Origin of the sequence: Bartonella schoenbuchensis R1 (assembly GCF_002022685.1) — a bacterium.
Taxonomy (GTDB): domain Bacteria; phylum Pseudomonadota; class Alphaproteobacteria; order Rhizobiales; family Rhizobiaceae; genus Bartonella; species Bartonella schoenbuchensis.
This window is the reverse complement of sequence record NZ_CP019789.1, coordinates 1,274,228-1,287,873: the sequence shown is the minus strand read 5'-3', so window position 1 is coordinate 1,287,873 and position 13,646 is coordinate 1,274,228. Positions and strand designations below refer to the sequence as shown.

6 protein-coding genes are annotated in these 13,646 nt (G+C 41.2%); 5 read left to right on the top strand and 1 reads right to left on the bottom strand.

Translation table 11 applies throughout. The features are described from left to right. Positions 1 to 108: 108 nt before the first annotated feature. Positions 109 to 1,212 (top strand): outer membrane protein, encoded by a 1,104-nt coding sequence (locus tag BscR1v2_RS05645; protein ID WP_078690044.1) that lies wholly within the window; start codon positions 109 to 111, stop codon positions 1,210 to 1,212. Positions 1,213 to 2,051: 839 nt separating this feature from the next. Here BscR1v2_RS05645 and BscR1v2_RS05640 read toward each other — a convergent pair. Beyond that, positions 2,052 to 2,837: an N-acetylmuramoyl-L-alanine amidase gene (locus BscR1v2_RS05640; RefSeq protein ID WP_078690043.1), complete on the bottom strand. Its 786-nt coding sequence runs from the start codon at positions 2,835 to 2,837 to the stop codon at positions 2,052 to 2,054. Between the two features lie 1,584 nt (positions 2,838 to 4,421). Between BscR1v2_RS05640 and BscR1v2_RS05635 the strand changes: the two genes are divergently transcribed. From BscR1v2_RS05635 to BscR1v2_RS05620, 4 genes are read left to right on the top strand one after another with little or no spacing between them, the layout of a single operon-like run. Next, positions 4,422 to 5,201: a hypothetical protein gene (locus BscR1v2_RS05635; RefSeq protein WP_078690042.1), complete on the top strand. Its 780-nt coding sequence runs from the start codon at positions 4,422 to 4,424 to the stop codon at positions 5,199 to 5,201. 23 nt (positions 5,202 to 5,224) lie between these two features. Then, complete coding sequence (locus BscR1v2_RS05630) at positions 5,225 to 7,483, top strand: right-handed parallel beta-helix repeat-containing protein (RefSeq protein WP_078690041.1); 2,259 nt, start codon at positions 5,225 to 5,227, stop codon at positions 7,481 to 7,483. 2 nt (positions 7,484 to 7,485) lie between these two features. Continuing rightward, positions 7,486 to 9,630 carry a right-handed parallel beta-helix repeat-containing protein gene (locus BscR1v2_RS05625; RefSeq protein WP_078690040.1) on the top strand — a complete coding sequence of 715 codons (2,145 nt, stop codon included), beginning with the start codon at positions 7,486 to 7,488 and terminating at the stop codon, positions 9,628 to 9,630. Positions 9,631 to 9,635: 5 nt separating this feature from the next. Beyond that, complete coding sequence (locus BscR1v2_RS05620; protein ID WP_078690039.1) at positions 9,636 to 13,397, top strand: autotransporter outer membrane beta-barrel domain-containing protein; 3,762 nt, start codon at positions 9,636 to 9,638, stop codon at positions 13,395 to 13,397. Positions 13,398 to 13,646 lie beyond the last annotated feature (249 nt).

Genomic DNA, 13,646 nt, shown 5'->3' with positions numbered 1-13,646 from the left:
TACAAATTTCACTTTTTTATGATTGCATCACTTTTATTGTAGCTTCTTTTGGAAAAATGTGCGAATAATATCCATTATGTGTTTTAAAAGTTATTTCTGGAGGTGTTTATGAATACGAAATATTTAGTTAGTACGTCTATTTTCACCCTGTTTACAGCTTCTATGACACAAGCAGCAGATATTAGAATTCCTCGAGAGTCAAGACCAGTTGTTGCGCCTGTTGAAGCGAGTTCTGTTGTTTCACCAGTTATTGCTGCGCCTATTTTCTCTTGGGATGGTTTTTATCTTGGAGGCCAGATTGGTGGTTTTTCGAGTAAAAGTGATCGGAGTCTATACGCTAAACAGGGGTCTAGTAGAGAATGGGCACCAGTTGGGAAAGATGCATTGCCTCAGCTTTCTGGTTTTATGGGAGGTCTTTATGCGGGAGCCAATGTTAGTCTTGGGAATAGTTTTGTTCTAGGTGTTGATACGGATATAGCCTGGTCTAATAAACAAGATACAAAAGTTATTAATAAGAGGGAGTATGAAATCCCAGAAGATGTGGTGTATCTACAAGGACAAGAAGTAGGTGAGGTTCCTCTACGACGGCCAGAAATACCAGACATGGAGGTAGTTCTTCTACAAAAACAAGCGGAAAATGAAATTCCTCTGCAACGGGAAGGAAGTAATGCACTCTATAAGGTCTATGATAGTGATCGTGATCAGCCGCAAATGCAAGAAGAGGCAGAAAGGCGTACAAGAAGGTCAAAACGAGCTGTAGGAGAATTTTCACCATTTGGAAGGAGATCATCCCATGATGGTGGGGCAGAGACGATTCCAGGTGAGGCAGAAATAGAAAGACCTATTGAAGTTTATAATCATACTTTAAGACAAAAATGGTCTGGTGCTACACGAATGCGTATAGGTTTTGTAGCTGATCGTATTATGCCTTATATCGCTGTTGGTGTTACTTATGCGCAACTTCAAGACATCTTTTCACGGTCAGTTGAGGTGGCGGGTAAGGAAATAAACTCTTTTAATTTATCGGATGAAACAAAAATGATGGTAGGTTATACCCTTGGCGGTGGTATTGATTTTGCGATGGCTGATAACGTCATTTTGCGTGTAGAATATCGTTACTCAGATTTTGGTAAGCAGAAATTTGCTAAGGATAAATTGGAGCTTGATTACAAGACCAATGATTTTCGTGTGGGTGTGGCCTATAAATTCTAATGTGTTATAGAATTAATAATTCTGAAGTTCAGTTTATGATAGGTTTTTATTGTTTTTAAAGGTGTAACAAAAGGACAGTGCTTTTTAGAGTGGCAAGAATATTAATTTAACAGGAGTAATGTTGCCATCAAAATAAGAATGATTAAAGAAAATTGGAAGTTTTTTAACTGTCCATTTCAGCTTAATATAGCACATTCTTTTGCGTGCTTTGATTGGAGTATAATTGGCATTATAAACAGTTTATCTGTTACACTAAGTCAATTAGTGCTTCGAAAAAGTAAATTAATTTTAGTATGGTTTATTTACGTATTTAACTTAAAAATGATATAAAAACACCATCCAAATGAATATGAATTTGTTGTGATACGAATAAAATGTCGATTTTGGTGTTTGTTTTTGTTATTTCTAAACTGGTGCTGAAGACAAGCTTGCAGTGGATTTCTGAAATTATTTTGCTTTATCCAGTATAAATATTTTCTTTGGGTGGCGTGTGCATTAAACTTCTGAAAAAATCTTTGGGAAATTAGTGTCAAAAGGTTTTTATATTTTTTAGTCATTATTGATTAATAAAAGTAGATTTATCAGAACTACTTTTTTCTGCTTTTTACATCGTTATCTAGGATTTTACATATCATTACGCGATATTAAGCTAAAAATAATAAAGCTATTCATAATGTAAATTTTTGAATAGTTAAGATGCGGAATTCTGTTTATCGTGATCGATTATAATTACAGATAAATTTAGATGATCACAACGTATTTTAGTGTTAATAGAGTTTTAGATGGTCTTTGCAAATATGAGAAGCTACTGTTTTGACAGTTCTTTTGATGAAAATGACTTAGACTACTGCGTTGGGAAAGTACTTGTCTACCAAGGCATAAATAATTGCTGTTGTTTCAGCATCTAGAATTCCATTATAGTTCTCTTGGCGAAAATGAAGCTGAAATGCTCGGATTAGATTCTTATATCCGCATTTAGTTTTTGCGGTTGAGGTATCGTATCCATACTGCTTTAGTTTAGCAACAACCTGTTTTTTTGCTTTTTCCAAGCATGTGTGATTACAAAACTCTTTTTGGTAACAATTTTTTAATTCATCATCATACCATGCTCCTATACCTGCTTCATAAAGCTGTTTCCATGGGAAAGCTGCTCCTGGATCATTTTTTCTTCCAATGGCAATATCACTATGACCAACGACATTAATTGGCGTGATATCTGGATAACGTTGAAGAATATTCAATGCGAGTTCTTTTATTGCATCAATTTGTGTTGGGTTATAAGGGGGGAATGTAAATACTTCATTTTCAGTGGTTGCTAGATTAACGATTTCAATTCCAATGGATGTATCATTTAGATTATTATGTTCACTCCATGAACTTACACCAGCATGCCATGCACGTTCATGTTCATCAACTAAGTTAAAAATATGGATATCCTTAAAACCGGCTTCAAGATAAGTTTTCTCTGAAGGATCAGGAATAAGATAGTGAGCACTAACTAAGGGGCCTGTAAGAAGAGCGATGGACGTTTCAAAATTAACCGCAGTGTAATGCATAACTAAAAAACGAACTCGACGATTAAAACTTTGTATAGCACGATAACTATTGTAATCAATTTTATACATAAACAATCCTCTTTAGAATTTATTTCTGCTTATACATTATAATAAAGCATATAGATTAATATTGGTGTTATTTGGAAAATTGTTTACGGTACAAAATTGGTACCCATTAGTGGACTATAACTAAAGATATTATACCATAAATTGAATATTTTCTTTTTCTCTACTATAAAGAGTTTTTAAAAGGCAAGAACGTAATTTTGAGGAAATATCTACTTTTAATTTTACTCTTTTCTTGAATAAAATTCACAAATTCAATTTCTAAAAAATACATTATGCATAAAGCGATTGTTCTTTAGAAATCATGAAGTTTAGACAGGACCTACACTGTAAATGAGCTATTATTTATTATCGTGAAAGAGTATTTATGATAAGTTCTACGGTATTAAATATTTTTCTAATATTATCCTAACATTCTAATAGATAGTTTATAATTCAGCATTCTATTTTTTATCTTGAGGGTATTAGAGCGTATTTTTGGAAATTTATTTGTTATAAGTTAAAACGTCTTTTAAATATCCGATTCGGAAATAATTACAATTCTCATTGTGATATAAAAGAGCAAAATCACAACGTCACCTTTCCACCCTCTTAAAACAATCAAATTCATTTTCAGAATATTTTACACAAAGCTAAAATCGCTTAAAAGCGATTTTAGTGAATATTATTTATTAGGTTGTAGAATTTACTCTCTTATTTGATTTGTATTGCATTAACACAAAAACAATGTTAATGAAACACAAATTGTACAATGCTTTTTTAGTGATTAAAAACACATACGTTGTTATATACCCCTTACCATTTTACTCAAAACGCAAAAAAAAAATCAAGAAACATCCCCGCAACTTCAACACAATTAATCAACTATTCACATGTTTCTGCACCCCCTCAAAACACCGCAATAAAAAAACCTTTTTCCTTTCCCCAATTTCATCACCAAAACACCCAATTTCCCAAACAAAACCGACCCAAATCCCAAAACTAACCCAAAACTTTTATCTCAAACTGTAACTTTGTTGCCACTTTACGAACACCCCAAAATAAACTATACGTACAAAACTAAATATTCCCTTTGATACAAACAGTCTTCAAAGGAAAGCTTATTTTTAAACATTCTATACTTAAAAATTTAGGTGCTTTATGACTAAAAAATTTACAACATCTTCACAATATTTAAAAATCACTACAACAACATCCAACCTCATTACAAAAACACACTCAACCCAAAAAACCACAAAAACAAAAATATCCAATTTTCACATTCCTTTTCAAAACTCCCCCTAAATTACTAAACTACCTAAACAAACTTTTCCAACACATATCCTATTTGTTTATAAGTTTGATTTATCGTTTATGGTTTAGGTGTGTTTATTTTCCCTTTTATGTTTTGTAGGTTTATTTTTTTATTTTGGATCTGTGTTTAGGATCGTGTTTAGAGAGCATTTTGTTTTGTTTTGATGTTTTTTGTAGAAGGCTTTCTGGGGGCGTTTGATTTGGGGATCAAGCCATTCATGTGTGTTTTCATTTTTGTTTTTTCTTTTTTTTTAAGAAGATTTTGTCTCTTTTAATCAGGGTGATTTAAAGAGGATGTATGGGTTTATGGTTATGCGTTGTGTGTTAAAACATCATGTTTGTTTGTGTGTTCTCTCGACAGCTGTTCTGGCGGGTCTTGCTCTTATTACGGCTCAAACAAAAGTGTATGCCAAATCACTGAATTGTAATGGGTTTACTAATACTAGTGCTAGTGGGGAGGCTGGTGATCCTAGGGGTGATAGTGAAACTGGGAAAATCGAGTGTGATGGGGATGGGGTGTATGAGGGGGGGTATGGGAGGGTGAGTATGAGGGGGCAGTATCAGAGGGTGATGGGTGGTATAGGTGGTAGTAATGGGGAGCTGAGTGGTAATCGAGATATAGATATGGGTAAGGATCTTAAGCCTGCTGTGAAGGTGCATGGGGGGAGGGCTGTGATTACGATAGTAGGTAAGCTGACGATCACGGATAATGGTAAGCGTAATACTAATCCGGCGATTCAGGTGGAAAGGCAGGGGAAGCTGACGTTGAATGATGTCAATGCTACAGGGGTGTATAAGGGGATATTGGTTAAGGATTCAAAGTCTTCTGTTACGGTACTTAAAGGATCGATAGGGGTTAGGAGAGATGGAGATTATGTGATTGGGGTGAAGGATGGGGGAGAGGTGACGTTGATGAGGGGGGTGACGGTTAATGGAGGGGGGATAGGGGTGAAGGATGGGGGGACTGTGACGTTGGTGGGTACGAGTTTTAGTAATGTCAAGACGGGGATAGTGTTTATGGGGAATGGAAAGGCTAATGCTACTGTGATGGGGGAGGGGCGAAGATTAATTTAGCAAATGGGGGTACGGGAGTGATAATGCAGGGGAAGGGGAGGGGAGAGGTGATGAATATGACGATTACGGGAGATGGAAAGGGTACGGGTGTGGGGGCTGAGATGATGGGGGAGGGGACGTTGATGTTGAATATGGTGAATATTTCAAGGGTTGGAGTGGGGGCGAGGGTGACAAAGGGGACGTTGGAGGTGATAAAGGGGTCGATTCAGGGAACTACGGTGGGGCTTAGTGTGACGGGGGGGAGTGCTACTATGATGGGGGGGTCGATTCAGGGAGGGGGAAGTGGAGGGAGTTATGGGGTGATTGTGGAGAGCTCGGGGAATGTGACGTTGAGTGAGGTGGAGATTTCAAGGTTTAAGATGGGGGTGTATGTGAAGGGGGGGACGTTTAAGATGACTGGGGGGTCGATTACGGGAAAGGATAGTGGGGATAGCTATGGGGTGTATGCGATGGGTGGAGATGTGACGTTGAATATGGTGAATATTTTAAAGGTACAAACGGGGGTGAGGGTGATGGGGGGGACGTTTAAGATGACTGAGGGGTCGGTAACAGATTTTGCGGGAACGGGGGTGATGGTGGGGGAGGAGGTGGAGAGTGCTACTTTGATGGATGTGACGATTACGGGAGGGGGAAAGGGTACGGGGGTGTATATGGAAGGGAAAAAGGTGACGTTGAATATGGTGAATATTTCACAGGTTGAGACGGGGGTGTATGCGAAGAAGGGGACGTTTAAGATGACTGGGGGGTCGGTAACAGATTTTACGGGAACGGGGGTGATGGTGGGGGATGGGGTGAAGAGTGCGAGTTTGATGGGTGTGGAGATTACGGGAAAGGATAGTGGGGATAGCTATGGGGTGTATGCGAGGGGAGGGAAGGTGACGTTGAATATGGTGACGATTTCAAAGGTTGGAGTGGGGGTGAGGGTGGAGAAGGGGGTGTTGAAGATGGAGGGGGGGTCGGTAACAGAGTTTACGGGAACGGGGGTGATGGTGGGGGATGGGGTGAAGAGTGCGAGTTTGATGGGGACAACGATTACGGGAGGGGGAAGTGGGAGTTATGGGGTGATTGTGGAGAGCTCGGGGAATGTGACGTTGAATATGGTGACGATTTCAAAGGTTGGAGTGGGGGTGGAGGTGGAGAAGGGGACGTTGATAATGAATCAGGGGTCGGTAAAAGGGTTTACGGAATATGGGGTGATGGTGGGGGAGGGGGTGGAGAGTGCTGAGTTGACAAGGGTGATGATTACGGGAGAGGGAAGTGGGACGGGGGTCTATGCGGTGGGAGGGAATGTGACGTTGAATATGGTGAATATTTTAAAGGTACAAACGGGGGTGAGGGTGGAGAAGGGGATGTTGATAATGAATCAGGGGTCTGTAACAGATTTTACGGGAACGGGGGTGATGGTGGGGGATGGGGTGAAGAGTGCGAGTTTGATGGGTGTGGAGATTACGGGAAAGGATAGTGGGGATAGCTATGGGGTGTATGCGATGGGAGGGGCGGGGATGACGATATCGTTGGATGGGGTGAAGGTTTCAAGGGTTGGAACGGGGGTGAGGGTGATGGGGGGTAAAAGTCTGACGATTACTGGGGGGTCGATAAAAGAGGTACAAACGGGGGTAGCTATGTCAAGTGGGTGGTTGACGGTGAAGGATGGGACGAAGATTGAGTTTATGGGTGAGTATGGGGTGTATATGGGGGATGGGGTGAAGAGTGCGAGTTTGATGGGGACGAGGATTACGGGAGGGGGAAGTGGGTATGGGATACATGCGGTGGGGGATGTGACGTTGAAGGATGTGAGGATTTCAAAGGTTGGAGTGGGGGTGTATGCGAAGAAGGGGGTGTTTAAGATGGAGGGAGGGTCGACGATTAGTTTAGCAAGTTGGGGTAACTATGGGGTCTATGTGGGGAGTTTGGTGACAAATGCGAGTTTGATGGGGATGAGGATTACGGGAAGGGGAAGTGGTCAGGGGGTGTATGCAGAGAGGGGGACGAACTTGACGATGATGTTGGAGAATGTGACGATTTCAGGGGTTGGAACGGGGGTGAGAATGATGGGGGGTAAAAGTCTGACGATTACTGGGGGGTCGATCAAAGAGGTACAAACGGGCATAGTTATGATGAAGGGGGAGAGTCTGATGATTAGTGGAAGCTCGACGATTAGTTTTATGGGTGAGTATGGGGTGTATGTGGGGAATGGGGTGACGAGTGCTGAGTTGAATGATGTGACGATTACGGGAAAGAATAAGGGTATGGGGATACATGCGATGGGGGGACGAACTTGACGATGACGTTGGATAAGGTGGAGATAAAAGGGGTTGAAATGGGGGTCTATATGGAGAAGGAAGGTAAGAGTTTGACGATTAGGGGGAACTCGACGATTGAGTTTGTGGGGGATGGAGTTGGGGTTGGGGTGTGGGGAGAGGTGAAGAGTGTTAGTTTGACGCAGACGGTGATTACGGGTGGGGGAGTTGGGAGTATGGGGGTGTATGCGATGGGGGGTGGGACATTGGAGATGACGTTGGACGATGTGAGGATTTCAAAGGTTGGAACGGGGGTGAGGGTTGAGGGAAGAGAAACGTTGACGATAACGAAGGGATCAGTTGATTTTACGGGCAATAATGGGGTTGGGGTCTATCTGGGGAGTTTGGTGACAAAAGCGAGTTTGAAGGGGACAACGATTACGGGACAGAATAAGGGTACGGGGGTGTATGCGGTGGGAGGGGCGGGGAATGGGGAGTTGACGATATCGTTGGAGAAGGTGGAGATTTCAAAGGTTGAAATGGGGGTGAGGGTGATGGGGGGTAAAAGTCTGACGATTACTGGGGGGTCGATAAAAGAGGTACAAACGGGGGTAGCTATGATGAAGGGGGAGAGTCTGATGATTAGTGGAAGCTCGACGATTAGTTTTATGGGGGATTATGGGGTGTATATGGGGAATGGGGTGACGAGTGCGAGTTTGATGGGGACAACGATTACGGGAGATGGAAAGGGTACGGGGGTGTATGCGGTGGGGGGTGAGACGTTGGAGATGACGTTGGATAAGGTGGAGATTGAAGGGGTGGCAATGGGGGTGTATGTGAAGGGAGGGAAGAGCTTGACGATGAAGAGAGGGTCAGTTGATTTTACGGGGAATTATGGGGTTGGGGTCTATCTGGGGAATACGGCGATGGCTGAGTTGAATGATGTGACGATTACGGGAAGTGGAAAGGGGAGTACGGGGGTCTATGCGGGGGGAGGGAAGGTTCTCTTAGAAAAGGTGACGTTTGACGCGGTTGAAATAGGGGTGACGATGTTGGGGAAAGGGACGTTGACGATGGAGAATGTGACGAGGATTAGTTTAGCAATTGGGGGTGGGTACGGGGTGATGGTGGGGGGTGATGTGACGGCTAAATTGAAAGAGATGAAGATTATAGGAGGGAGAAGTGGAAAGGGTATGGGGGTCTATGGGATGGGGGGGACGAACTTGACGATATCGTTGGAGAAGGTGGAGATTTCAAAGGTTGAAATGGGGGTGAGAATGATGGGGGGTAAAAGTTTGATGATTAGGGAGAACTCGAGGATTGAGTTTATGGGTGGATATGGGGTGATGGTGGGGGGTGAGGTGACGGCTGAGTTGAAGGGGACAACGATTACGGGACAGGATAAGGGAGTGGGGGTCATAATGGAGAGCTCGGGAAAGATGATGTTGGATAAGGTGGGGATTTCAAAGGTTAAAACGGGGGTGTATGCGGAAAAGGGGACGTTGATAATAGAAAAGGGAACAACCATTGACTTTAAAGAGAGTGGATGGGGCGTTTATGTGGAGAAATTGGTGAAGAGTGTTAACTTGAATGATGTGACAATTAAGGGAGAGGAAAGTGGTATGGGCACGGGGGTGTATGCGGTGGGAGGGGCGGGGAATGGGGAGTTGACGATATCGTTGGAGAAGGTGGAGATTTCAAAGGTTGGGAAAGGGGTTTATGCGAGGGGAGGAAAGAGCCTGATGATTAGGGGGACAACAGAGATTAGTTTTATGGGTGAGTATGGGGTGAAGGTTGAAGGATTGGTGAGTACTTATTTGACAAAAACAAGGATTGTGGGAACTGGAAGTGAGAGGGGTAGGAATAATGGGGTGAGTGTGGGGGTCTATGCAGTGGGGGGTGGGATAGTGACGTTGGAGGGGGTGGATATTTCAGGGGTACAAACGGGGGTGAGTGCTGAGGGAAGTCAGCTGACGGTGACGTTGAGTGGGGGAGTAAAGATTTCAAATGTACGAACAGGGGTAGCTATGACAGGGAGTGGGACGTTGGCAGTGGAGAAGGAGACGAGGATTGAGTTTACGAATGGGTATGGGGTGATGGTGGGAGGAAAAATGATGGCTAAGTTGATAGAGACGAGGATTACAGGAAGTGGTACGGGGGTCTATGTGGGGGAGGGAAGGTTCTCTTAGAAAAGGTGGTTGTTGAAGGAAACAATCAGGGTACAGGGCTGTATATGACACAGGGAGCAGTGCGGTTGACTGGTACTACCTTGAGAGATGTTGCAAAGGGTATGACTATTTCAAAAGGGATTGTGCACATGGTGGGAGGATCGGTTACCTTTAGTGGAAGGTATGGTATCAGTGTTTCAGGGGGGAATGCTTTTTTAAGTGGTTTCAAAATTACAAGACAAGAGAATAAAGGTACAGTTGCAGTTGCAGTTGAAGATACAGTTGCAAATACAGTTGAAGATACAGTTGAAGGTGTAGGGGCAGGGGCAGGGGTGGAGGTGAGTCACTCAGCAAAAGTCATGATGAAGGGGGTGAATATTGAGGGGGTTAAAACGGGGGCTTATGTGATGGGGAATGGGTTTCTGGTGATGGGTAAGGGATCCATTAGTTTTAAGGGAGACTACGGTATTTATTTTGATCAGGGGTATGCTGTATTAAATGATGTCCATATTACAGGGTCTGGTCATAAAGGTACGGGGATAAAGATGGGGTATGGACAGCTGTTGATGGTTGATACTACTTTGAAAGAGGTTGCAGAGGGTATGACTATCGTAAAGGGGAATGTCAGTATGGTGGGAGGATCGATAGAGTTTGAAAGAGAGCACGGTGTTTTGCTCAAGCAGGGGAGTGTTTTGTTAAATAATTTGTCTATGAAGTATAGGGGTAGTAATTCCGATGCTACTTTCTTAAAGGTTGAGGCAGATAGCGTTGTAGACAAAGAGGGTAAAAGGGTTTTAAACACTGCGGATATTAAGGGAATAGGCATTAAAATCGATGGGCAGGATAAAGCAAGGGGTGTTTATGTAAATAATGGTGGCCGTGTGATGTTGAAGAGTGCGATCTTTTCCGATGTTCTAAATGGGGTGATGGTTGCTAATGCACAATTCCGGATGGAGGATGGGAAGATTAACTTTCATGGGGATTATGCTGTTAATCTTGCAACGGGGAATGTTTTGTTGAAGGGTGTTATTGTGGAATATAAGGGAGATAACAAGCTTCTTAAGGATGTTGACATTCCAGACTTCATCAAGGTGAAAGGGAAAGGGGCAAGTTTTACTGCGATAAAAACCGTGATTAGTGGTGATCGATGGGGAAGGGGAAGAGGATTGCATGTTACAAAAGGAGGACATGCTACTTTAAACCAATCGCACTTTACAAAAGTTCAAAGTGCAATAACCGTTAAAGAAGGATCGGTCTGGATGGGGAATGGATCAATAAAGTTTAATGGAGAGCACGGTGTTTTGCTCTATGAAGGAAAAGTCATTTTAGAAAAAGTTCTGATGAGCTACGAAGGTAATAAAAGTGCTGACTTTATTAAGGCGGAAGGAAGAGAATCTGTAATTAGAGTAATAGATACAATAATCAATGGAAATGATAAAGGAAAAGGTGCTCATATAACCAAAGGTGGACATGTAAGACTAATTAATTCAAACTTGAATAAACTTGATACAGGAATAACTGCTGAAAATGCTGAAATAACTATGAGTAATACTTCAATGAGCTTTAAAGGAAGTCACGGTGTAAGTTTAAGTGTAGGAAAAGCTATTCTAAATAAAGTAAATATGACACATACAGGCAATAATGATACAGACTTCCTTAAAGCTCAAGGAAAAGGAGCAAATCTTGATGCAAACAAAGTCATAATTAAAGGATCCAAAAACAAAGGAAAAGGACTACATGTCACACAGGGAGCAAAAACAACACTTCTCCAATCTGAATTAACAGGTATTGCTAAAGGAATCCATATCGATAGTGGAATAGTAAATGTTAGAAGGTCAACTATTACAGTAGAAGGTACAGAAAGCGATGAATCTTACGGTATAAGCCTTTGGGGATCTCAAAAATCAACTGAAACACACCTTAAAAGATCTCGAAGATCTACGTCAAATAATTTAACAACAGCCCATCATATACCTAAGATATCAGAGGTAGGAGTCGTTAATTTAACACTAACAACCTTAAAAGTTCCAAATAGCATAGCTATTCATGGAAAAACAGCAAAAAGCTTTATTACCTTGAAAGATTCAAATATTTCCGGTGATTTATTATTAGAAGCCAAAAATGGATCTGCTATAATGCTTGCAACTAATAATTCCTCACTAACTGGTGGTTCGCAAGTTGATAATAACTCTAATGCTCTATTTTATTTAACTAATAAATCTAAGTGGTTTTTAACAAAAAGGAAAAATCAAGATTTTAAAAAACCATCTTCATTAATTTCAGGTATAATGCTTAAAGATAGTGCAATTATCTTTGAGAAGCCAACTTCAGACGTTTACCAAACACTAAATATTGGAAAAGGATATCATAGTATTTATCTTGCTCAGGGTGATGCACAACTTCACCTTAACATTCAAGTGGGTCAAGATGGCTCACTTGACGATGATAAAACCGATCGTGTTTTAATTTATGGTAGTACTGCTGGAGGAACTACTAAAATTCATATGAGTGCGTCGAGTAATGGAATAAGAGGAAGTGGTCAGGGAACTGTAAGCTCAAAAGCAAATAGAAATAATAACAAGCAAAGTGTATCAATAGTACAGGTTTCCGGAGCAGCAAAAAAAGACTCTTTTCAATTAAACCATGGTTATGTTACACTAGGTAACTCTCCTTACCAATATCATCTTGTTGCTTACGGTCCTGGTTCTGAATTAAAAGCAGATCCTCAAAAAAGATTAGTGAAAGGGGATGGAGACTTTTGGGATTTCCGTCTTGAAGGTAAAAATATTCCATTTGACCCTCGTCATACAGATATAGTGCCAATTAAGCCAGCAATTGTTCCACAAGTTCCAACTTATTTGCTTTTGCCCAATGCTTTGTTCTATGCTGGGTTGATAGATATCAACAATCAAACTGAGCTGTTAGGGACAATGGTGACATCATTTGATCCATTTTTTAATGGAAAGCCGGCTTTTTTCGTACGTGGTTATGGTGGTAGTCACACCTATACTTCTGATTTATCTGCTTTAGAATATGGCTATGGTGCAAAATTTGATTACCGTGCAGCAGATGCAGCTGTCCTGCTAAGTACATTAGAAAGTGAACAAAATAGCGCATTTATTGGAGCTATAGGCACTTATAGCAAATTGTCACTCCAACCCCAAGATGTTGAAAAAAGTAAGAAAAGCAATTTTGATCAGTGGTCTGTAACGGCTTATGCTAGTTTGCAGCATAATATGGGATTTTATATTAATGGCCTTTTATCATACGGTTTATCTCGAGGAGATGTAGAAACACTTGCACGAGGTAAAACAGCAAGAATAACGGGCAAGCCACTGCGTGCAGCTTTAACAGGTGGTAAAGCTTTCTTAACTGGACATGAAGGCCTTGTTTTTGAGCCACAGATGCAGCTTATCTATCAATATTTGATGTTTAATTCCACGCGGGATGTTGATGGCTTTAATATTAATATGGGATCTCCTAGCCAATTAACAACGCGTTTGGGTGGGCGTCTTGCTCAAGAATTTGCTTTAATGGAAGAAGATAGCTCAGTGTCTTTCTATGGCAAGCTGCATCTTATGGGCAACTTTGGAGGAAAGCAGTTTGTGCAATTCAAAGATACATTCCAATTAGGTGCGTTTGGTTCTTCTATGGAAGCAGGTGTGGGTGTGCAGGCTCAGTTGTCATCTCAAATAGCTCTGCATGGTGATGTGGTTTATCAGCAAAAATTAACTAAAGCTGGTTTTTCGGGAAGTACTTTCTCAGGAGGGCTACGTTATCGTTTCTGATCTATATTAAGGTCACATGGTTCTTGTGTAAAAAGTGGAAAACAAGATATAATTCTTCATGTTCTAGAGCTGCTTATTAATAAGATAGTAATTTACGCCATAAGATAAGGCTTGTACTGTAAGTATAATTTTTAGCAAAAGTAGAGATTAAAGAAATCAGCAAAACAAAAAATATGAAATATTATTATACTACTTATAATAAACAATACGTTGCAAGATTGTAGCTATAATGTTTATTATAAAAGGAGG

Bases quoted from the DNA above. Each gene is read 5' to 3' on its own strand.
- BscR1v2_RS05645 (WP_078690044.1), top strand. From the start codon at position 109: ATGAATACGAAATATTTAGTTAGTACGTCTATTTTCACCCTGTTTACA.
- BscR1v2_RS05640 (WP_078690043.1), bottom strand. From the start codon at position 2,837: ATGTATAAAATTGATTACAATAGTTATCGTGCTATACAAAGTTTTAAT.
- BscR1v2_RS05635 (WP_078690042.1), top strand. From the start codon at position 4,422: ATGTATGGGTTTATGGTTATGCGTTGTGTGTTAAAACATCATGTTTGT.
- BscR1v2_RS05630 (WP_078690041.1), top strand. From the start codon at position 5,225: ATGCAGGGGAAGGGGAGGGGAGAGGTGATGAATATGACGATTACGGGA.
- BscR1v2_RS05625 (WP_078690040.1), top strand. From the start codon at position 7,486: ATGACGTTGGATAAGGTGGAGATAAAAGGGGTTGAAATGGGGGTCTAT.